General features: G+C 72.8%; 18 protein-coding genes. 5 read left to right on the top strand and 13 right to left on the bottom strand.

The window, feature by feature from the left end; translation table 11 throughout:
• Nucleotides 1-674: 674 nt before the first annotated feature.
• Nucleotides 675-1,826, bottom strand: a complete 1,152-nt coding sequence (locus tag MRBLMG1_RS00760) for a glycerate kinase (protein WP_367819642.1) — start codon at nt 1,824-1,826, stop codon at nt 675-677.
• Nucleotides 1,827-1,938: 112 nt separating this feature from the next.
• Between MRBLMG1_RS00760 and MRBLMG1_RS00755 the strand changes: the two genes are divergently transcribed.
• Entirely contained in the window at nt 1,939-3,621 is a 1,683-nt protein-coding gene (locus tag MRBLMG1_RS00755) for a BCCT family transporter (RefSeq protein ID WP_367819641.1), read from the top strand.
• A gap of 1 nt (nt 3,622) precedes the next feature.
• The gene (locus tag MRBLMG1_RS00750) at nt 3,623-4,690 is read left to right on the top strand and encodes an ADP-ribosylglycohydrolase family protein (RefSeq protein ID WP_367819639.1); all 1,068 of its coding nucleotides are present in this window, start codon (nt 3,623-3,625) and stop codon (nt 4,688-4,690) included.
• 22 nt (nt 4,691-4,712) lie between these two features.
• On the opposite strand, the gene MRBLMG1_RS00745 is transcribed toward MRBLMG1_RS00750, so the two are convergent.
• Nucleotides 4,713-4,916 (bottom strand): DUF2191 domain-containing protein, encoded by a 204-nt coding sequence (locus MRBLMG1_RS00745; protein ID WP_367819638.1) that lies wholly within the window; start codon nt 4,914-4,916, stop codon nt 4,713-4,715.
• 64 nt (nt 4,917-4,980) lie between these two features.
• Here MRBLMG1_RS00745 and MRBLMG1_RS00740 point away from each other — a divergent pair, with 64 nt between their 5' ends.
• Complete coding sequence (locus MRBLMG1_RS00740) at nt 4,981-5,700, top strand: SIR2 family NAD-dependent protein deacylase (protein WP_367819637.1); 720 nt, start codon at nt 4,981-4,983, stop codon at nt 5,698-5,700.
• A 6-nt stretch (nt 5,701-5,706) separates the two neighbouring features.
• On the opposite strand, the gene MRBLMG1_RS00735 is transcribed toward MRBLMG1_RS00740, so the two are convergent.
• From MRBLMG1_RS00735 to MRBLMG1_RS00710, 6 genes are all read right to left on the bottom strand, one after another.
• The gene (locus MRBLMG1_RS00735) at nt 5,707-6,210 is read right to left on the bottom strand and encodes a methylated-DNA--[protein]-cysteine S-methyltransferase (RefSeq protein WP_367819635.1); all 504 of its coding nucleotides are present in this window, start codon (nt 6,208-6,210) and stop codon (nt 5,707-5,709) included.
• Nucleotides 6,211-6,216: 6 nt separating this feature from the next.
• Entirely contained in the window at nt 6,217-7,704 is a 1,488-nt protein-coding gene (locus tag MRBLMG1_RS00730) for an AlkA N-terminal domain-containing protein (RefSeq protein ID WP_367819633.1), read from the bottom strand.
• A gap of 94 nt (nt 7,705-7,798) precedes the next feature.
• Complete coding sequence (locus MRBLMG1_RS00725; protein WP_367819631.1) at nt 7,799-8,563, bottom strand: metallophosphoesterase; 765 nt, start codon at nt 8,561-8,563, stop codon at nt 7,799-7,801.
• A 114-nt stretch (nt 8,564-8,677) separates the two neighbouring features.
• The gene (locus MRBLMG1_RS00720; protein ID WP_367819629.1) at nt 8,678-9,298 is read right to left on the bottom strand and encodes an L-threonylcarbamoyladenylate synthase; all 621 of its coding nucleotides are present in this window, start codon (nt 9,296-9,298) and stop codon (nt 8,678-8,680) included.
• Between the two features lie 10 nt (nt 9,299-9,308).
• Nucleotides 9,309-10,712: a phytoene desaturase family protein gene (locus tag MRBLMG1_RS00715; protein WP_367820280.1), complete on the bottom strand. Its 1,404-nt coding sequence runs from the start codon at nt 10,710-10,712 to the stop codon at nt 9,309-9,311.
• 82 nt (nt 10,713-10,794) lie between these two features.
• The gene (locus MRBLMG1_RS00710; RefSeq protein WP_367819627.1) at nt 10,795-11,631 is read right to left on the bottom strand and encodes an inositol monophosphatase family protein; all 837 of its coding nucleotides are present in this window, start codon (nt 11,629-11,631) and stop codon (nt 10,795-10,797) included.
• Between the two features lie 322 nt (nt 11,632-11,953).
• On the opposite strand from MRBLMG1_RS00710, the gene MRBLMG1_RS00705 reads away from it, so the two are divergent.
• Nucleotides 11,954-12,763: a serine protease gene (locus MRBLMG1_RS00705; protein WP_367819625.1), complete on the top strand. Its 810-nt coding sequence runs from the start codon at nt 11,954-11,956 to the stop codon at nt 12,761-12,763.
• On the opposite strand, the gene MRBLMG1_RS00700 is transcribed toward MRBLMG1_RS00705, so the two are convergent.
• On the bottom strand, nt 12,717-14,300 hold the full coding sequence (locus tag MRBLMG1_RS00700) for an NCS1 family nucleobase:cation symporter-1 (RefSeq protein ID WP_367819623.1): 1,584 nt from the start codon (nt 14,298-14,300) through the stop codon (nt 12,717-12,719). The two genes, MRBLMG1_RS00705 and MRBLMG1_RS00700, sit on opposite strands and share 47 nt — an antisense overlap.
• 163 nt (nt 14,301-14,463) lie before the next feature.
• Between MRBLMG1_RS00700 and MRBLMG1_RS00695 the strand changes: the two genes are divergently transcribed.
• A complete protein-coding gene (locus MRBLMG1_RS00695) occupies nt 14,464-14,988 on the top strand; it encodes an SMI1/KNR4 family protein (RefSeq protein WP_367819622.1) in 525 nt (174 codons plus the stop codon).
• A gap of 61 nt (nt 14,989-15,049) precedes the next feature.
• Here the strand turns inward: MRBLMG1_RS00695 and MRBLMG1_RS00690 are convergent, their stop codons facing one another.
• The 4 genes from MRBLMG1_RS00690 to MRBLMG1_RS00675 are packed head-to-tail and all read right to left on the bottom strand — an operon-like array spanning nt 15,050 to nt 19,633.
• Nucleotides 15,050-16,069 (bottom strand): TIGR03842 family LLM class F420-dependent oxidoreductase, encoded by a 1,020-nt coding sequence (locus tag MRBLMG1_RS00690; RefSeq protein ID WP_367819620.1) that lies wholly within the window; start codon nt 16,067-16,069, stop codon nt 15,050-15,052.
• 10 nt (nt 16,070-16,079) lie between these two features.
• Entirely contained in the window at nt 16,080-17,483 is a 1,404-nt protein-coding gene (hydA, locus tag MRBLMG1_RS00685) for a dihydropyrimidinase (protein WP_367819618.1), read from the bottom strand.
• Nucleotides 17,484-17,513: 30 nt separating this feature from the next.
• Entirely contained in the window at nt 17,514-18,794 is a 1,281-nt protein-coding gene (locus tag MRBLMG1_RS00680) for an aspartate aminotransferase family protein (RefSeq protein WP_367819616.1), read from the bottom strand.
• The gene (locus MRBLMG1_RS00675) at nt 18,791-19,633 is read right to left on the bottom strand and encodes a nitrilase-related carbon-nitrogen hydrolase (protein WP_367819614.1); all 843 of its coding nucleotides are present in this window, start codon (nt 19,631-19,633) and stop codon (nt 18,791-18,793) included. The genes MRBLMG1_RS00680 and MRBLMG1_RS00675 overlap by 4 nt, the downstream gene beginning before the upstream one ends.
• Between the last annotated feature and the right edge of the window lie 248 nt (nt 19,634-19,881).

Below are 19,881 nucleotides of genomic sequence, written 5' to 3'. Positions count from 1 at the left end.
CACGCCCGGCCCGCGGCGACCTGCGCCGACGCGCCCGCCAGTCTCCCTCCGGGCCACGCCCACTTGCCCCTTGCCGCGGTCCGCACCCGCGCACCCGCCGCGTCCGGGCTGCGCCTGCCCGTCCCCGTGCGGGCAACCCCCGCCTACCCCATGCGCGGTCCGCACCCGCACGCCCGCCACGCGTGCGGGCCGCGCCCGCGTGGAGTCACGCCTGCCCACCCCCGTGTGGGCAATCGTTCCGCTGGGGCGGGACGGGTTGGCACACGGGACGGCGCCCTTGGCGGCGCCTCCGCCCCCTGTACCTGCCCGCACCCGCTGTGCGCCGTTCCGCTGGTGCGGGTTCGGGCGCGGAAGCCTGGGCCCGGCAGGGGGCGCCGTCCGTTGTGCCCACCCGTTCCGCCCCAGCGGAACGATTGCCCACAACGAGGGGGGCTGGGAGTGGGGCGGGTGGGCACCGCCTCAGGGGCCGCAACGGGGGGGGAAGGCAGGAGGGGCACGGCCCCAGGCGCCGCAAGGAGGGCTAGCAGGAGGGGCACCGCCTCAGGGCCCTCAACGGGGGCGGGCCCTGGAGGGTTGGCACCGCCCCGGGGGCCCAGTACGGGGGCGGGCCGGAGGGGCGCACCGCTCCGGGCCCGCGGTGGCGGGGCTCCCCTGGGGCGGGGCGGTGGGTGGGGTTAGAGGAGGAAGTCGTGGGCGATGGTGGAGGCGGTGGTTTCGAGGAGGGGGCCGGCGTTGGCGATGCACTTGGCGGTGTCGGGCTCGAGGGCGGTGAGGGGGTAGGCGCGGCGGATGCCGGCGGCGCCGAGGGCCTCCGGGGGGAGGGCGAGGCGGCCGCAGACGGCGACGACCTCCTTGCCGGCGGCGCGCGCGGCGGCGGCGACGCCGGCGGGGGCCTTGCCGTGGAGGGTCTGTTCGTCGAGGGAGCCTTCGCCGGTGATGACGAGGGTGGCGCGCTCCAGGGCGGGGGCGAAGCCGAGGACGTCGAGCATGAGCTCGATGCCGGGGCGGAAGCTCGCACCGAGGATGAGGGCGCCGTAGCCGATGCCGCCGGCGCCGCCTGCGCCGGGGGCGAGGGCGGCTTCGGCGGCCTTGGGGCCGACGGCCTTCTCGAGGACGGTGGCGAAGTGGGCGAGGGCCGCGTCGAGGGTGCGGACGTCGTCGGGGGTGGCGCCCTTCTGGGGGCCGTAGACGGCGGGTGCGCCCTTGGGTCCGGTGAGCGGGTTGTCGACGTCGCTGGCGAGGATGAGGTCGATGTCCGCGAAGCGGGGGTCGAGGCCGGTGAGGTCGGCGGTGGCGAGGTCGGCGAGCGGCGCGCCGCCGGGGCCGACGGGCTCGCCGGCCGCGTCGAGGAAGCGGGCGCCGAGCGCGGCGAGCATGCCGGCGCCGCCGTCGGTGGTGGCGCTGCCGCCGACGCCGAAGACGATGGTGGTGGCGCCGGCGTCGAGGGCGGCCCGCAGGAGCTCGCCGGAGCCGTAGGTCGTGGCGGTGAGCGGGGCGAAGACCCCGGTGGGGAGGAGCTGGAGGCCGGAGGCCTCCGCCATCTCGACGACCGCGGTGGTGCCGCGCAGCGCGTAGGCCGCGACGACGGGTTCGCCGAGGGGGCCCGTCACGGGCACCTCGCGGCGTTCGAATCCGGCCGCCACTGCCGCCGCGACGGTGCCGTCGCCGCCGTCGGCGACGGGCAGGGTCTCCACGGTGAGGTCGGGTACGACCTGCCGGAGTCCTGCGCTGACCCGCTCCGCGACCTGCACGGCCGTGAGCGAACCCTTGAACTTGTCAGCCGCCACGAGCACGTGAGCGACCTGAGTTGCTGCTCCGTCCGTCACCTTGCATCCCTTGCTTTCGAACGTGCAGTCGCGCCGAGCCTGACCCTATCCGTACCCCCAGACGGCGTGCCACCCCCGGATAGGACGATATTCCGCACCATAGTGGGGTCACATGAGTACGGAACCGATCGAACGGGCCCCGCGTGAGCGGCACGCGCCCGATGGCAAGGTCATCGGGATCGGGGTGGCGGCCGTGGTGGGGGCGGTCGCCTGGGCGGCACTGGGCGAGGATTCCTTCGACAGCGCGTCGTCCACTGCGCTGACGTGGGTCCTGTCGAATTTCGCCTGGCTTTTCGTGGTCGCCGCGGACACGTTCCTGGTGTTGTGCGTGGTGATCGCGCTGAGCCGGTTCGGCCGGATCAGGTTGGGTGCGGACGATTCGGAGCCGGAGTTCACGAACCTGGCGTGGATCGCGATGATGTTCAGCGCCGGCATGGGTATCGGTCTGATGTTCTACGGGGTCGGGGAGCCGCTCCAGCATTTCCTGAGCCCGCCGCCGGCGAGCGGTGTCCCCGCGGAGTCGGGTGCGGCGGCTCGTACGGCGCTGGAGTACTCGTTCTTCCACTGGACGCTGACGCCGTGGGCGATCTACGGCATCGCGGGGCTGGCGCTGGCGTACGCGGGCTTCCGCAAGGGCCGCGGGAACCGGCTGAGCTCGGCGTTCGTGCCGTTGATGGGGGCGCGCCGGGCGAGCGGGTGGCCGGGGAAGGCGATCGATCTGCTCGCGGTGTTCGCGACGGTGTTCGGTACGGCGACGAGTCTGGGGCTCGGCGCGCTCCAGGTGGCCGAGGGGCTGAACCTGACGATGGACGTGGAGAACTCCACGTCCACCCAGCTGATCATCATCGTGTCGCTGTCGGCGGCTTTCGTCCTGTCGGCGTTCTCGGGGCTGCACAAGGGCGTGAAGTGGCTGTCGACGCTGAACATCGTCCTCGCGGCCTGTCTGATGCTGTTCGTCTTCCTGCTCGGCCCGACCGTGTACATCCTGGACACGATCCCGGCGTCCGTCGGCGGCTATCTGGACCAGTTGCTGCCGATGGCGAGCCGTACGGGCGCGTTCACGGACCGTGCGTGGCTGGGTACGTGGACGATCTTCTACTGGGCGTGGTGGCTGTCGTGGGCGCCGTTCGTCGGTACCTTCATCGCCCGGATCTCGCGCGGCCGGACGATCAGGGAGTTCCTGATGGGGGTGCTGCTCGTGCCGTCGGGTGCGACGGTCGTGTGGTTCTGCGTGATGGGCGGTACGGCGATCCGGCTGCAGTCGACGGGTGCGGCGGACCTGGCGACGGCGGTGGAGGACGGGGTGGAGGCCTCGCTGTTCGCGATGCTGGAGGCGCTGCCGATCGGCACGGTCACCTCGTTCGTCGCGATGCTGCTGGTGATGACGTACTTCGTCACCAGCGCCGACTCCGCCTCGCTGGTCATGGGCTCGCTGACGAGTCGCGGCTCGTTGAATCCCCCGACGTGGCTGGTGGTGACCTGGGGCGTCCTGATGGCGGCGGTGGCGGCGGTGCTGCTCGTGGTGGGTGGCCTGAGCTCGCTGCAGACGGCGACGATCCTGGTGGCGCTGCCCTTCGTGGTGGTGATGCTGGTGCTGTGCTTCGCCCTCCTGAAGGAGCTGCGCGAGGACCCGGGAGCGGGTCCGGCCCGGCACCACGCCCTGCACGGGTTGCGGGACGCGGTGCGGACGCTGGTCGGCGAGGCGATGACGGAGCGGGCCGACGACGGCCGGGACCGGCCGCGCCGGGCGTCGACGGCCGGGACCGACACGGAGCGTCCCGAGGGCGGGGCCTGACGTGCCCGGCGCGTACGGGGGGCTCGCGGACCGGATCCTGGGCGGCTGGACGGGCCGGATCGCCGGGAACATGCTGGGCAAGCCGGTGGAGCGCGGTGACCACTGGACGCGTGAGCACATCGACGCGTATCTGCGGCTGACGGACGCGCTGCCGCTGACGGACTACCTGCCGCCTCCGCCGCCGGGGGCGACCGGGTTCGAGCTGCGGCCCGAGTGGCCCCTGTGCGTGCGCGGCGGGATCGACGGGAGCTGCCGGGACGACGACGTCGACTGGTCGATCCTCGGGCTGCACGTCCTGGAGACCCGCGGCTTCGCCTTCACGACGGAGCAGCTCGGCGAGGAGTGGCTGCTGCGGCTGCCGTACCTCCAGACGTTCACGGCCGAGCGGGCCGCGTACCGGAACCTGGTGAACGGGCTGCGGCCGCCGCTGTCGGCCACGTACGACAATCCGCACCAGGAGTGGATCGGCGCGCTGATCCGGGCCGACGTGTACGGCTGGACGTGCCCGGGCGACCCGCGCCGGGCGGCCTCGCTCGCCCGCCGGGACGCGGTCCTCTCGCACACCGGGAACGGGGTGTACGGGGCGATGTGGGCGGCGGCGGTGATCGCGGCGGCCTTCACGGCGCCGGACGTCCGGTCCGCCCTTGAGGCGGGGCTGGCCCAGGTGCCGGCGGGCAGCCGGCTCGCCCGTACGGTCCGCGGGACCATCGCCCTCCACGAGTCGGGCCTCGACTGGTCCGCGGCCCTCGGCGAGCTCGCGGAGCGCACGGCGGGACTCGGCTGGATCCACGCCGTCCCGAACGCGGCCGTGCTGACCGCCGGACTCCTTTACGGGGAGGGGGACTTCACCCGCACGTTGGCGCTGACCGTGCGGGGCGGCCTGGACACGGACTCCAACGGGGCGACGGCGGGTTCGGTGGCGGGGGTGATGTGCGGGGCGGGCGCGATCCCGCCGCAGTGGTCGGAGCCGCTGCGGGACCGGGTGCGCAGCGCGGTGTTCGGCTTCGACGGCGTCCGGATCAGCGAACTGGCCCGGCGGACGCTGCGGTTGGCCGCGCCTGACGGGTGAGGGGCGGGGAGCCCGGCCCGGCTCAGCCCTGCGGGGGCTCGGGCGGGACGATCTCCCCGGTGCGGTGGGGCTCGTCGCGGCTGACGGCCCGGGCCTCGGTGCGGTGGCCGCGGGCGATGTAGTCGCGGACGACGGCTTCGACGGCGTCCTGGGGGTTGCCGATTCCGGCCAGGACCATGACTTCCACGACGATTTCGGCATCGAGTGCGATGTTCACCTTGGCCATGGCGGGAACCTAACACCCGGAAACCGGTTAGCGGGGGCGGATTCCCGTGCCTAGGGTCATTGGTATGACCATGGTCGCGATTCTCAGTGGAGCCGGTATCTCGACGGACTCGGGCATCCCCGACTACCGGGGGCCGAACGGAGTCTGGCGGCGGGACCCCCAGGCCGAGCGGCTCGTCACCTACGGGCCGTACATGGCCGACCCGGAGATCCGCCGCCGTTCGTGGCGCATGCGGCTCGACGGTCCGGTCCTGAGGGCCGAGCCGAACGTGGCGCATCACGCCATCGCGGCGTACGAGCGGACGAGCGGCAACGCGCTGCGGGTGATCACGCAGAACGTGGACGGCCTGCACCAGGCCGCCGGGGTGTCCGAGCGGAAGGTGCTCGAACTCCACGGTTCGGCGCGGTCGGTGGTGTGCACGGGGTGCCACGCCCGTTCGTCGATGGCAGAGGCGCTGGACCGGGTGCGGGCCGGTGAGGCCGACCCGGCGTGCCGGGTGTGCGGCGGGATCCTGAAGTCGGCGACGGTGATGTTCGGGCAGCGGCTCGATCCGGAGGTCCTCGGCCGGGCGATGTCGATCGCCAAGGCCGCCGAGGTGTTCGTCGCGGTCGGCAGCAGCCTCCAGGTCCAGCCCGCCGCGTCCCTCGCGGGGATCGCGGCCGAGCACGGCGCCCGCCTGATCATCGTGAACGCCGAGCCCACCCCGTACGACCCCGTCGCCGACGAGGTCGTCCGCGAGCCGATCGGCACGGCGCTGCCCGCGCTGCTCGACCGGCTCCGGTAGCCGCCCTCAGAAGAGGGCGTCGGGTTCCGTCGTACCGGCCTCGAAGGCGAGGAGCCGCTGCTTGCGGTCGAGGCCGCCGCCGTAGCCGGTGAGGCTGCCGCCGGCGCCGATCACGCGGTGGCAGGGGACGATGATGCTGACGGGGTTCTTGCCGTTGGCGAGGCCGACGGCGCGGGAGGACCCGGGGTTGCCGAGCTCCTCGGCGAGTTCGCCGTACGTGCGGGTCTCGCCGTAGGGGATGTGGAGCAGCCGGTCCCACACCCGGAGCTGGAACGGGGTGCCGATGAGGTTCAACGGCAGGTCGAACGCGGTGAGTTCGCCGGCGAAGTAGGCGTCGAGCTGGCGGACCGCCTCGGTGAAGGGGCGCGGGTCGGGTGCGCCGAAGGTCTCCTCGGGCGGGCGGTGGCGCTGGCCGGTCATGTGGACGCGGCTGAGGACGCCGTCGACGGCGACGAGCGTCAGCGGGTCGTAGGGGCTGTCGACGACGGTGTGCCGGACGGAGGGGGCCATGGCGGTTCAGTGTCCTTCGCTGGGCAGGTGGTTGATCGGGTGGTCGTCGGTCGCCCACAGGTACTGGACGGCGTAGGCGCGCCAGGGGCGCCAGTGCGCGGCGCGGGCGGTGAGGGCGGCCGGGGTGCCGGGCAGGCCGAGTCCCTCGGCGGCGCGGCGGACGCCGAGGTCGCCGGGGAGGAAGGCGTCGGGGTCGCCGAGGGCGCGCATGGCGATGACCTCGGTGGTCCAGGGGCCGAAGCCGGGCAGGGCGAGCAGCCGGGCGCGGGCCTCCTCGCGGTCGTCGGCGGGGCCGAGGGTGAGCGAGCCGTCGGCGAGGGCCCGGACCAGGGTGAGGAGGGTGGTGCGGCGGCTGCGCGGCAGCGCGAGGCCGTCGGGGTCGAGGGAGGCGAGCGCCTCGGGGCTCGGGAACAGGTGGGTGAGGCCGCCCTCGGGGTCGTCGACGGGGACGCCGTGCGCGGTGACGAGCCGGGCGGCGTGGGTGCGGGCGGCGGCGGTGGAGACCTGCTGGCCGAGGACGGCCCGGACGGCGAACTCGGCGGGGTCGACGCTGCCGGGCACCCGGCGGCCGGGCGCCGCGTCGACGAGGGGCGCGAGGAGCGGGTCGGTGCGCAGCCGTTCGTCGACGGCGACGGGGTCGGCGTCGAGGTCGAGGAGCCGGCGGCAGCGGCTGATCGCGTGGGCGAGGTCGCGCGGGTCGGTCAGGGAGAGCCGGCAGGCGATGTGGTCGGCGCACGGGGCGAGGGTGACGATGCCGTGTCCGTACGGGAGGCTCAGCGTCCGGCGGTAGGCGCCGTCGCGCCATTCCTCGACGCCGGGGACGGCGGTGGCGGCGAGGTGGCCGAAGAGGTTGGAGGGCTCCAGCGGGGCGCGGAAGGGCAGTCTGAGGCTGATCATGCCGGGGGTGGGGGGCGGCCCGGCGGGTGAGCGGCGGGTGGCGCGGGCGCGGAGTTCGCCGGGGGTGAGGGCGAAGACCTGGCGCACGGTGTCGTTGAAGGTGCGGATCGAGGAGAAGCCGGCCGCGAAGGCGACCTGTCCCAGGGGCATCGGTGTGGTCTCGATGAGCACCCGCGCGGTCTGGGCGCGCTGGGCGCGGGCCAGGGCGAGGGGGCCCGCGCCCATCTCGGCGAGGAGCTGGCGCTCGATCTGGCGGGTGGACCAGCCGAGGCGTCGGGCGAGCCCGGGGACTCCCTCCCGGTCGACGACGCCGTCCTGGATGAGCCGCATGGCGCGGGCGACGGCGTCGGCCCGGACGTTCCAGTGGGGCGAGCCGGGGCTGGTGTCGGGCCGGCACCGCTTGCAGGCGCGGAAGCCGGCGCGCTGGCAGGAGGCGGCGCTGGGGTGGAACTCCATGTTCTCGGGCTTGGGCGGGACGGCGGGGCAGCTGGGCCGGCAGTAGATCCGGGTGGTGCGGACGGCGGTGAAGAAGACGCCGTCGAAGCGGGCGTCCTTCGACTGGACGGCCCGCACGCAGCGCTCGGTGTCGGTGTGCATGCTTCCAGGATCGGGGACGGACGACTCGCGGGCTGGCGAGAAAACGACATGGCCGTCCGGCCCCGGTCCCGGGGCGGGCGCTGCGGCCGGGGCGTCAGACGGTGACGGTCCGGTAGTGGGTGGTCAGCCTGCCGTCCTCGCCCAGGATGTGGAAGGCGAGGCCGGGCGGCAGCGTGAGGTGGACGTGCTCGTCCTCCGGGCTCGGGTTCTCCCAGGGCAGCCGGAGGGCGGAGACGACGCCCGGCGCGACCAGCAGCGGGAGGCCGGCGAAGGTGGTGGCGGCGGCCGTGTGGGCGTGGCCGGCGAGGAAGGCGGTGAGGTGGGGGTGGCGGTCGGCGAGCGCGGCGAGCCGCTCCTCGCCGAACTGGCGGATGCCGTCCACGTACGGGGTGTGCAGCGGCACGGGCGGGTGGTGGAAGCCGACGAGCACGGGCACCTCGTGCGGGGTGTCGGTGAGGACGCCGTCCAGCCACTCCAGCGTCTCGTCCTCCAGGTACCCCTCGTCCTCGCCGGGGACGGAGGAGTCGCAGAGGGCGAGGGTGAAGCCCTCGCCCCGCAGCACCTGGTTGACGGGCGCGTCGGGGCGTACGCCCGCGCCCTCCGGGAGGAGGCTCTTCCGGAAGGCCTCGCGGACGTCGTGGTTCCCGGGGCAGACGAGGAGCGGGTGCCGGGAGACGAGCAGCTCCCGCGCGATCGCGTACCCTTCCGGGTTCCCGAGGTCCGCGATGTCCCCGGTGACGAGCACGGCCGCGAGGTCGTACGGGAGTTCCTCCAGGTACCGCATGACCGCGCGGGTGCGGTCGGCACTGCGCGGCTCCCCGTCGACATGGATGTCGCTGACATGGGCGATGACGATCACGTGACTCTGTCCTCCGTCGGTCCGGTGAGCGGATGCCGACCCGACCGTACGGTGATCACGGTCCGTTCCGTAAGGGCCGCCGCGCGGGCGATGGCCCGTTCCCGCCGCCCGTTCCTACTCGAACCGCGTGGTGTCCCCGGCCCCGCGGCGCAGGATCTCGGGCTCGCCGCCGGAGAAGTCGACGACGGTGGTCGGTTCGGTCCCGCATTCGCCGGAGTCGAGTACCGCGTCGACCTGGTGGTCGAGGCGCTCCTTGATCTCCCAGCCCTGGGTCAGCGGTTCGGCCTCGTCGGGCAGGAGCAGGGTGCTGGAGAGGAGCGGCTCGCCGAGTTCGGCGAGGAGCGCCTGGGTGACGACGTGGTCGGGGATGCGGACGCCGACCGTCTTCTTCTTGGGGTGCAGCAGCTGGCGCGGCACCTCCTTGGTGGCGGGCAGGATGAAGGTGTACGCCCCGGGGGTCGCCGCCTTGACCGCGCGGAACACGTCGTTGTCGATCTGCACGAGCTGGCCCAGCTGGGCGAAGTTCTGGCACATCAGGGTGAAGTGGTGCCGGTCGTCGAGGTCGCGGATCGCCTTGATGCGGCTGATGCCGTCTCGGCTGCCGAGCCGGCTGCCGAGCGCGTAGCAGGAGTCGGTCGGGTAGGCGACGAGCGCGCCGTTCCGGATGCTGTCGGCGACGGCGGCGATCGTGCGGGACTGGGGGTTGTCCGGGTGGACGTCGAAGTACTTGGCCATGGGGGTCAGTCTATTTTCGCAGCCGCCGCCACACGGCCTTCGCCGCGTTGTGGCCGGACATGCCGTGCACGCCGGGGCCGGGCGGGGTGGCGGAGGAGCAGAGGAACACCGCCGGGTGCGGGGTGTCGTAGGGGCGCAAGGAGAGGGTGGGGCGCAGCAGCAGCTGGAGGCCGCGGGCGGCGCCGCAGGCGATGTCACCGCCGACGTAGTTGGCGTTGCGGGCGGCGAGTTCGGGCGGTCCGGCGGTGGCACGGGCCAGGACGAGGTCGCGGAATCCGGGGGCGAAGCGCTCGATCTGACGCTCGATCGCGTCGGTGAGGTCGCCGCGCCAGCCGTGGGGCACGTGGCCGTACGCCCAGAAGACGTGCTTGCCGTCGGGGGCGCGGGACGGGTCGACGAGGCTGGGTTGTGCGGTGATGAGGAAGGGGGCGTCGGGTGCGGTGCCGGAGGACGCCTGGTGCAGGGCGGTGTCGATCTCGCCCGCGGTGGGGCCGATCTGGACGGTGCCGGCGCGCCGGGCTTCCCCGGCGGTCCACGGCACCGGGCCGTCCAGGGCGTAGTCGATCTTGAAGACACTGGCGCCGTAGCGGTAGTGGTCGTAGTGGCCGCCGAAGCCGGCGATCCGGGCGAGGGCGGTCGGCGAGGTGTCGAAGACGTAGGCGCGGGCCGGCGGCAGGTCGTCGAGGCGCTTGACCTCGAAGTCGGTGTGGACGGCGCCGCCGAGGTCCTTGAGGTACGCGGTGAGGGCGTCCGAGATCGACTGCGAGCCGCCCCGGGGCATGGGCCAGCCGCCCGCGTGCGCGGCGAGCGCGAAGACCAGGCCGACGGCGCCGGTGGCGAGGCCGCCGAGCGGGGCGATGACATGGCCGACGAGTCCGGCGAAGAGGCCGCGGGCCTTCTCGTCGCGGAACCGCCGCATCAGCCAGGTGGAGGGCGGCAGCCCGGCGAGGCCGAAGCGGGCGAGGGTGACGGGGTCGCGGGGCAGCGCGGTGAGCGGCAGCTGCATGAAGTCCCGGGCCAGGGTGTCCCACTTGCCGAGGAAGGGCGCGACGAGCCTGCGGTAGGCCCCGGCGTCGCGCGAACCGAAGGAGGCGGCGGTCTCGGCGACGGAGCGGGCGAGGACGGCGGCGGTGCCGTCGTCCCAGGGGTGGGCCATGGGCAGTTCGGGGTGGAGCCACTCCAGGCCGTACCGGTCCAGGGGCATCGTCCCGAAGACGGGCGAGCCGGCTCCCAGGGGGTGCACGGCGGAGCAGGGGTCGTGCCGGAAGCCGGGGAGCGTCAGTTCCTCGGTCCTGGCCCCGCCGCCGACGGTCGGCTCGGCCTCGAAGACGGCCACCGACAAGCCCCGCCGGGCCAACTCCACGGCCGCGGTGAGTCCGTTGGGCCCCGCCCCCACGACGACCACATCGAGCATCGACGTCCCGTTCGTCACGTTCGAACTCCTTCGTCAGCCGATGGCCAGGGCCCCCCAGGATAGGCCGGTGGCCCGTCCGGGCTCACCGTCCCCCGAGGAGTCTCCGGATCCGCTCGGCCGTCGCCGCGTCCCTGGCGGCGGTGAACGGAAGCACGTTGCCGCCGGCGACGCGGAACCGGTCCCCCGCGACCGTCGCGTCCGTGCCGCCGGCCTCCTCGACCAGGAGCAGTCCGGCCGCGTGGTCCCACGCGTACTCCCAGCCGAACGCGGTGGCGTCGAGCGCGCCCCGCGCCACCGCGAGGTACTCGAGCCCGGCGGAGCCGCACGGACGGCGGCGCACGCCCTCCGTGTCGAGGGCGAGCAGCGCGCGCTTCTGCTCGGGCGTGCTGTAGTCCGGGTGGGAGGTGGCGACCTCCAGGACCGCGCCGGGCAGCGGCGATCCGGAGCGCAGTGGCCGCCCGTCGAGGGTGGCTCCCCGGCCGCGGACCGCGACGGCCATCTCCTCCAGGGCCGGTGCGAAGGTCCACGACGCCAGGACCTCGCCGTGCCGTGCGAGGGCGACGAGCGTGCAGAACGCGGGGTCGCCGTGCACGAACTGGCGGGTCCCGTCGACGGGGTCCACGATCCACACCGGGGCGTCTCCGCGCAGCGCCTCGTAGACGGTCGGGTCGGCGTGCACGGCCTCTTCGCCCACCACGACGGAGCCGGGCAGCAGTGCGGTCAGGGCGGCGGTGAGGTGCGCCTCGGCAGCCCGGTCGGCCACCGTGACCAGGTCGTGCGGCCCGTTCTTCTCGATGATCTCGTCCGCGGCCAGCTGCCGGAACCGCGGCATGATCTCGGCGGCGGCCGCCTTGCGCACGGCCTCCTCCACCTCGCCCGTACCACCGTCGAGGACGTGCTCCAGGAAGTCTCCGATCATGCCCCCAGCTAAGCACGCGCCCCTGACATCCGGAACGCCACGCCCGCCACCCTCCGTTTCCCCGCAGGGCGCCTGCCGGCCGGGTGGGGCGACCGGGCTCGCCGAGGAGATCCTCCCCGGCGAGGTCGTCAGCACGCGCTCGCACGTGGGTGACCCACTCTCCGGGGCCGTCCCGGCATCGGCCGGGCGTCAACCGTCCGTGACCGGTGTCCGCTGTGATCGTTGACGAGCCGACGGGCCGGGAGCGGATGGCGGGACGGAGAGAGGAAACGTCTCCGCAGTGCCGGGGTCCGGGAAGACGTCGTCGACGGTCGGAGAGTTCATGGGATGGGCGCGGAAGGTGACGGGCGTGCTGGCGGGGGCGGTCGCGGTGCTGGGGGCGCTGGGCACCGGGCCGGCGGCGGGGATCGTGGGAGGGGAGGAGGCGAGGCCGCACCGGTATCCGTTCATGGCGGGGCTGGTGGACCTGGAGGAGCGGCGGGTGATGTGCGGCGGGGCGTTGATCGGGGAGCGGTGGGTGGTCACGGCGGCGCACTGCGTGACGGGGTCGTACGGCAGCACGGACAGGGTGGGGGTGCTGCTCGGCGAGCACGACCTGACGTCGCGGGAGGACAGCCCGAACGCGGTGCTCGCGGCGCCCGCGCGGATGGTGGTGCATCCGGACTACGACCCGGAGAGCCAGCGGAACGACATCGCGCTGGTGCGGCTGGCCGAGCCGGTCGCGGTCAACGGCGACGTGCGGCCGATCGCGCTGCCGCACTCGTTCGCGCGGGGCGCGTTCGACCACACGCGGGTGGAGGCCCCCGGCTGGGGGGCCACGTCGTTCGGGGGACGGACGTCGGCGGTGCTGCGGACGGTGACCCTGGACACGATGAGCAACCCGGTCTGCGGGACGAGGGGGATGCCGCAGGTGACCCCGTCGCAGCTGTGCACGTACGCCCCCGGGCGGGACACGTGCCAGTACGACTCCGGCGGACCGCTGGTGCACACGGTCGCGCGGAAGCCGTACCTGATCGGCCTCGTGTCGTACGGGAAGGGGTGCGCGACCGAGACCCCGGCGGTGAACACCCGGGTCTGGTCGTACCTCAACTGGATCGAGCGGACGACCGGGAGGCTGCCCCGCGCCTCATGAGGAGGGTGTAGAGGAGCAGGGAGGTGGCGAGGCCGACGGCCCAGCCGTAGTCGGCGAGGGGCTTGAGGAACGGGATGAGGCCGTCCTCGGGGAAGGGGCCGGTGCCGGGGGCCGAGTGGGAGCCGCCGACGGCGAGGACGCCGCCGACCGCGAAGGCGAGGACGGCCGCCGGGTTCCAGCCGCCCCGGTACCAGTAGGGGCCGTCGGGGCGGTAGAGCCCGGCGAGGTCGAGGACGGTGCGGCGGACGAGCCAGTAGTCGGCGATGAGGATGCCGGCGACCGTGCCGAGGAGGCCGCCGACCAGACCGAGCCAGGTGAAGATGTACAGCTCGGGGGTGGCGGTGAGCTTCCACGGCATGATGAGGACGCCCACGACGCCGGTGGTCAGCGCGCCCGTGCGGAAGTTCACCAGTTTCGGCGCCAGGTTGGCGAGGTCGTACGCCGGGGAGACGACGTTCGCCGCGATGTTCACCGAGAGGGTGGCGACCAGGACGGTCACCAGGGCGAAGAGGAGTCCGAAGACGCTGTCGGTCCGGGAGGCCAGGGCCACCGGGTCCCAGACGGGCGCCCCGTACACGGCCTGCGAGCCGGAGGTGACGAGCACCGAGAGCAGCGCGAAGAGCGTCATCGTGGTCGGCAACCCGAGCGTCTGGCCCAGGACTTGGGACCGCTGACCGGATCCGAAGCGGGTGAAGTCCGGGATGTTGAGGCTGAGGGTCGCCCAGAAGGCGATCATGCCCATGAGGGCGGGGAAGAAGACGGCCCAGAAGTCGGCGCCCCAGCCGAGCGCGGACGGCTGGTCGAGGAGCGGTCCGAGACCGCCCGCCTTGGCCGTGATCCACCCGAGGAGGGCGAGCGCGCCGACGATGACGAACGGCGCGGCCCAGTTCTCGAAGCGGCGCAGCGCCTCCATCCCCCGGTAGATGATGGCGAGTTCGAGCGCCCAGAAGAGGACGAAGCAGAGCCAGAGGGTCCAGGGCTGGCCGCCGATCCGCGACGTGTCCGCCCAGCTGACGCCGAAGAGCGCACCGAGGACCTTGTCGAGCAGGACGAAGACGCCCTGGCCTCCGATCCAGGTCTGGATGCCGAACCAGGCGCAGGCGACGCCGGCGCGGATGAGGGCGGGCAGGTTGGCTCCGCGCAGCCCGAAGGAGGCGCGGGCGAGGACCGGGAACGGGATGCCGTACTTGGGTCCGGCGTGCCCGGTGAGCAGCATCGGGAGCAGGACGATGACGTTGGCGAGGGCGATGGTGAGGACGGCCTGCTTCCAGTCCATGCCGAGGGCGACGAGACCGGAGGCGAGCATCCAGGACGGGATGTTGTGGGCCATGCCGACCCAGAGGGCGGCGAAGTTGTAGGTGGTCCAGCGGCGTTCCGCGACGGGGACCGGGAGCAGGTCGTCGTTGACGAAGCGGGGGTCGTCGGGGGCGGTGCCGGGCGCGAGTTCGACGCGGCCGTCGTGGGCGTCGTACGCGCCGGGTGTCGCGGCGGGAATTGCCGGGTCTCCGGGTCTTCCGGAGGGGGCGGTCGCGGTCATGGGCCGAACCCTTCGTTCGGGGACGGAACGAGGCCGTGCGGGGCGTGGGGTTCTTGGGATGTGCGGAGTCTGGTCCCGGGCGGCGGGGCCGTCAAGGTGGGTTGCCGCACCGGTCGTTACGATCTTCGGACGTGTACCGGCGCGACGCGTCAGAAGGGGCGGAATGATGGCAGCGCTTTCGGATGTCGAAGCCCTGTTGGGCGAATCCAGGTTCAACTGGTCGGATCCGGCGCCGTGGATCGCGGCGGAGCGGGAATTCGGCATCGAGTTCCCCGCGGACTTCCGCGAGATCGTCGACGCCTACGGGTCGATCGTGATCAACGGGCAGCTGTACCTGAAGCATCCCGCTCCCCATCTCCTGCACGATCTGGGGACGATGGTCAGGCAGGACCTCGAGTTCTGGCGCGAGGAGGACATGGCCGAGTACCTGCCGGGTCCGGCGGGGACGAACCCCGGCGAGGTCGTGCCGGTGGCGACGGCCACGACGGGCGAGGCGATCTTCCTGCGCGTCCCCGACGAGCCGTCGGCGCCCTGGCGCGTCGTGGTGCAGGAGATGGACAGCCCGGCGTGGACCCTCTACGAGATGACGTTCGGCGAGTGGCTGCTGGCGTATCTCAAGGGGAGGGACGTGACCCTGTGCGCGCGCGACCGCGCGCCCGACGGCCCGACGTACGAGTTCCTTCCCTGAGGTCCTCGGGACCGGCGGGGCCCCGCCGTCACCCGGCGGGGCCCCGGTCGCTGCCGGGGCGCTACGCGTCCGCGAGGGCCGGGATGATGTCGGAGCCGTACGCGTCGATGGTGGCCTCCTTGGCGTCGTGCATGTCGTAGACGGCGAACTGGTCGACGCCCAGGGTCCTGAGGTGGCGGAGCTTGTCGATGTGGGCCTCGGCGGGGCCGAGGAGGCAGAAGCGGTCGACGATCTCGTCGGGGACGAACTGCGTGTCGGGGTTCCCGGCGCGGCCGTGGTGGCTGTAGTCGTAGCCGTGCCGGTCCTTGATGTACGCGGTAAGCTCCTCCGGCACCATCCCCGAGTGCTCGCCGTACTTCGCCACCAGGTCGGCGACGTGGTTGCCGACCATGCCGCCGAACCAGCGGCACTGGTCCCGGGCGTGGGCCAGGGCCTCGGGCGAGGCGTCGGCCGTCACGTAGGCGGGGGCGGCGACGCAGATCGTCAGGGCGTCGGGGTCGCGGCCGGCGTCGGCGGCCGCCTGCCGGACGGCCTTGACCATCCACTCGGTGAGGAACGGGTCGGCGAGCTGGAGGATGAAGCCGTCGGCCTTCTGCCCGGCGAGGGCGAGCGCCTTGGGGCCGTAGGCGGCCATCCAGACGGGCAGCTTCCCGTCCTTCACCCACGGGATGCGGATCGCGTTGCCGTCCACCTCCGCCTCGCGTCCCTCGGCGAGGTCGCGGATGACGTCGATGGCCTCGCCGAGCCGGGCGAGGGTGTTCGGCTTGCGGCCGGCGACGCGCATGGCGGAGTCGCCGCGGCCGATGCCGCAGACGGTCCGGTTGCCGTACATGTCGTTGAGGGTGGCGAAGGTGGAGGCGGTCACCTCCCAGGTGCGGGTGCCGGGGTTGGTCACCATGGTGCCGACGTGGAGCTTGGTGGTGTGTTCGAGGATGCGGCTGTAGATGACGAAGGGTTCCTGCCAGAGCACGGCGGAGTCGAAGGTCCATCCGTAGCGGAAGCCGTTGCGTTCCGCCCTGCGCATCAGCCCGACGACCTCCGAGGCGGGCGGGTCGGTCTGCAGGACGAGTCCGAAGTCCAACGTCGTTCTCCTAGTTCAGGTACTGGCAGGTGGAGCGGGGGGTGAAGGCGCCGTGTCCGGCGCGGCCGGTGAACTTCCGCTGGTCGATGACGGGTTCGCCGCGCGAGAGGACCGTCTCGACCTGACCGGTGATCTCCTTCCCCTCGTACGCGGAGTAGTCGACGTTCATGTGGTGGGTGGCCGCGGAGATCGTCTGGCGGGCGTGCGGGTCGTAGATGACGATGTCCGCGTCGGCGCCGGGCGCGATCGTGCCCTTCTGCGGGTAGAGGCCGAACATCCGGGCCGGGGTCGCGCAGGCGATCTCGATCCACCGGCGGCGCGAGATGTGCCCGTCGACGACGGCCTGGTGGAGGAGGTCCATGCGGTTCTCCACCCCGGGCAGGCCGTTGGGGATCTTCGAGAAGTCGCCGCGGCCGAGGTCCTTCTGGCCGGTGAAGCAGAAGGGGCAGTGGTCGGTGGAGACCACCTGGAGGTCGTTGGTGCGCAGCCCGCGCCAGAGCGCGGCCTGGTGCTCCTTCGGCCTCAGCGGTGTCGAGCAGACGTACTTGGCGCCCTCGAAGCCCGGCTCGGCGAGGTTGTCGGTGGACAGGAAGAGGTACTGGGGGCAGGTCTCGCCGAAGACCGGGAGACCCTTGTCGCGGGCCGCCGCGATCTCGGCGACGGCCTCCTCGGCGGAGACGTGGACGACGTAGAGCGGCGCGCCGGCGACCCGGGACAGCTGGATCGCGCGGTGGGTGGCCTCGGCTTCCAGGAGGGCCTTGCGGACCTCGCCGTGGTAGCGCGGGTCCGTCTCGCCGCGGGCGAGTGCCTGTTCGACGAGGACGTCGATGGCGATGCCGTTCTCGGCGTGCATCATGATCAGCCCGCCGTTGTCGGCGGAGCGCTGCATGGCGCGCAGGATCCGGCCGTCGTCGCTGTAGAAGACGCCCGGGTACGCCATGAACAGCTTGAACGAGGTGATGCCCTCCTGGACGAGCTTGTCCATCTCCTTGAGCGTGTGCTCGTTGACGTCGGAGAGGATCATGTGGAAGGCGTAGTCGATCGCGCAGTTGCCGTCGGCCTTGGCGTACCAGGTGTCGAGCCCTTCGCGCAGGCTGTGGCCCACGCTCTGGACGGCGAAGTCGACGATGGTGGTGGTGCCGCCCCAGGCCGCGGCGCGGGTACCGGTCTCGAAGGTGTCGGAGGCGGAGGTGCCGCCGAACGGCAGCTCCATGTGGGTGTGGGCGTCGACGCCGCCGGGCAGCACGTAGCGGTCGGTGGCGTCGATGGTCCGGTCGGCGGTCCAGCCCGCCGCCGCGTCCGAGCCGTGGGCCGCGAGGGCGGCGACGCGGCCGTCCTCGATCAGCACGTCGGCATGGACCTCGTCGGCGGCGGTGACGACGAGACCGCCCCTGATCAGGGTTCGGGTGCTCACGGGACTGCTCCTCTCCCGGCTGGGGGCGTACTAGAGGGTCCGGAGGGCCTGTTCGAGGATGGCCGCGCCTTCCTCGGCCTCGGCGACGGTGAGGGAGAGCGGCGGGGCGATGCGCAGGGTGCTGGTGTTGTGGCCGCCGCCCTTGCCGATGAGCAGCCCGCCCTCCCTGGCCGCCTCCAGGACGGCGGCGGCCGCGTCCGGGGCGGCCCGTTCGGTGCCCGGCTCGGTCAGCTCGATGCCGATCATGAGGCCGCGGCCGCGGACCTCCCGTACCTCGGGGACTCCGGCGCAGGCGGCCCGGACGCGTTCGATGAGGAGGCCGCCGACGCGCCGGGCGTTGCCCTGGAGGTCGTTCTCGAGGAGGTACGAGAGGTTGGCGAGCCCGGCGGCCATGGTGACCGGGGAGCCGCCGAAGGTCGAGATGGAGTTGGCGTCGAGGCTGTTCATGACCTCGGCGCGGGCGACGACCCCGCCGACGGACATGCCGTTGCCGATGCCCTTGGCGAAGGTGAGGATGTCGGGCGGCCCGGCCTGGCCGTGGGCCTGCCAGCCCCAGAAGTGCTCACCGGTGCGGCCCCAGCCGGTCTGCACCTCGTCGGAGATCCAGAGGATGCCGTGCCGGTCGAGGACGCGGCGGAAGGCGGCGTACAGGCCGTCGGGCGGGGAGGTGAAGCCGCCGACGCCCTGGATGGGTTCGGCGATGAGCGCGGCGACGTTCCGGGTGTGGCCGAGCAGGTCTTCGAGGTCGGCGACGCAGGCCTCGGTGAACCGCTCGTCGGTGTACTGGGCGTACGGGCCGCGGGTGCGGACGCCGCCGTGCACGTACAGGGTCTGGAGCGGGGAGAGGCCGGTGGGCGACCAGGCGCGGTTGCCGGTGATGCCGACGGTGGAGAAGGAGCGGCCGTGGTAGCTGTTCCGCATGGCCAGGATCTGGTTCGACCCGCGGTGGGCGGTGGCGAGGAGGAGGGCCGTGTCGTTGGCCTCGGTGCCGGAGGTGGTGAAGAAGACGCGGGCGTCGGGGATGCCGGAGAGGCCGGCGATCCGTTCGGCGAGCTCCACCATGGGCCGGTTGAGGTAGAGCGTCGACGAGTGGATGATGCGCCCGGCCTGCTCGGCGACGGCCTTGGTGACCTCGGGCAGGGCGTGGGCGGTCATGGTGGTGAGGATGCCGCCGAAGAAGTCCAGGTACCTGCGCCCGTCGGCGTCCCAGACGTGGCGGCCCTCGCCGTGGGTGATCTCGATGGGGTCGCGGTAGTAGAGGGCGACCCAGTCGGGGATGACGGCCTTGTGCCGGTCGAAGAGGCTGCTCACGGCCGCACCAGCCCGTCGTACGCGTCGGGGCGGCGGTCCCGGTAGAAGGCCCACTGCTGACGCACTTCCTCGATGAGGCCGAAGTCCAGGTCGCGGACGACGAGTTCCTCCTCCTTGTCGGAGGCGACGTCGCCGACGAACCGGCCGCGCGGGTCGACGAAGTAGCTGGTGCCGTAGAAGTCGTTGTCGCCGTACTCCTCGACGCCTACGCGGTTGATCGCGGCGACGAAGTACTCGTTGGCGACGGCGGCGGCGGGCTGCTCCAGCTGCCAGAGGTAGGAGGAGAGGCCGCGGTGGGTGGCCGACGGGTTGTAGACCAACTGTGCTCCGTTGAGTCCGAGTTGGCGCCAGCCCTCCGGGAAGTGCCGGTCGTAGCAGATGTAGACCCCGACCCGTCCGACGGCGGTCTCGAAGACCGGCCAGCCGGCGTTGCCCGGGCGGAAGTAGTACTTCTCCCAGAAGCCCTTGACCTGTGGGATGTGGTGCTTGCGGTACTTGCCGAGGTAGCTGCCGTCGGCGTCGATGACGGCGGCGGTGTTGTAGTAGAAGCCCTCGCTCTCGACCTCGAAGACGGGGACCACGATCACCATCCCGGTCTCCCGGGCGAGCTCCCGCATCCGCGAGACGGTGGGACCGTCGGGGACGGGCTCGGCCCAGCGGTAGTGCACGGGCTCCTGGACCTGGCAGAAGTAGGGGGCGTTGAACACCTCCTGGAAGCCGATCACCTTGGCCCCCTGCCGGGCCGCCTCCCGGGCGTGTTCCTCGTGTTTGGCGATCATGGATTCGGTGTCGCCGGTCCAGGTCGCCTGGACGAGTGCGGCGCGTACGACGTCGGTCATGAGCTGCTCCTTCGGCACGGCGTCAGAGAGCCTCTACGCACGTAGACGCGGTGCGTAGGAGGAGAACGTAAGCCCCGTCACACCCCGGAGCAAGACCGCCGCCGCGAAGCGGCCGGGTCGATCATGTTTCATACCCGAGTGGTCCACGTCGGACACGCACCGACACGTACGGACCAGTGCGGACCCGTACGAAAGGTCCGCTGCCCGGTCCGTGCGAGCGAGGGCCTCCAGGCCCCCGCAAGGCCCGC

This window comes from Streptomyces sp. LMG1-1-1.1, from assembly GCF_040815545.1.
Classification (GTDB): Bacteria; Actinomycetota; Actinomycetes; order Streptomycetales; family Streptomycetaceae; genus Streptomyces.
Note: the sequence above shows the minus strand (reverse complement) of the source record. Positions and strands in the feature narration are given on the sequence as shown.

Bases quoted from the DNA above. Each gene is read 5' to 3' on its own strand.
- MRBLMG1_RS00755 (WP_367819641.1), top strand. From the start codon at position 1,939: ATGAGTACGGAACCGATCGAACGGGCCCCGCGTGAGCGGCACGCGCCC.
- MRBLMG1_RS00745 (WP_367819638.1), bottom strand. From the start codon at position 4,916: ATGGCCAAGGTGAACATCGCACTCGATGCCGAAATCGTCGTGGAAGTC.
- MRBLMG1_RS00740 (WP_367819637.1), top strand. From the start codon at position 4,981: ATGACCATGGTCGCGATTCTCAGTGGAGCCGGTATCTCGACGGACTCG.
- MRBLMG1_RS00735 (WP_367819635.1), bottom strand. From the start codon at position 6,210: ATGGCCCCCTCCGTCCGGCACACCGTCGTCGACAGCCCCTACGACCCG.
- MRBLMG1_RS00730 (WP_367819633.1), bottom strand. From the start codon at position 7,704: ATGCACACCGACACCGAGCGCTGCGTGCGGGCCGTCCAGTCGAAGGAC.
- MRBLMG1_RS00720 (WP_367819629.1), bottom strand. From the start codon at position 9,298: ATGGCCAAGTACTTCGACGTCCACCCGGACAACCCCCAGTCCCGCACG.
- MRBLMG1_RS00715 (WP_367820280.1), bottom strand. From the start codon at position 10,712: ATGCTCGATGTGGTCGTCGTGGGGGCGGGGCCCAACGGACTCACCGCG.
- MRBLMG1_RS00710 (WP_367819627.1), bottom strand. From the start codon at position 11,631: ATGATCGGAGACTTCCTGGAGCACGTCCTCGACGGTGGTACGGGCGAG.
- MRBLMG1_RS00705 (WP_367819625.1), top strand. From the start codon at position 11,954: ATGGGATGGGCGCGGAAGGTGACGGGCGTGCTGGCGGGGGCGGTCGCG.
- MRBLMG1_RS00700 (WP_367819623.1), bottom strand. From the start codon at position 14,300: ATGACCGCGACCGCCCCCTCCGGAAGACCCGGAGACCCGGCAATTCCC.
- MRBLMG1_RS00695 (WP_367819622.1), top strand. From the start codon at position 14,464: ATGATGGCAGCGCTTTCGGATGTCGAAGCCCTGTTGGGCGAATCCAGG.
- MRBLMG1_RS00675 (WP_367819614.1), bottom strand. From the start codon at position 19,633: ATGACCGACGTCGTACGCGCCGCACTCGTCCAGGCGACCTGGACCGGC.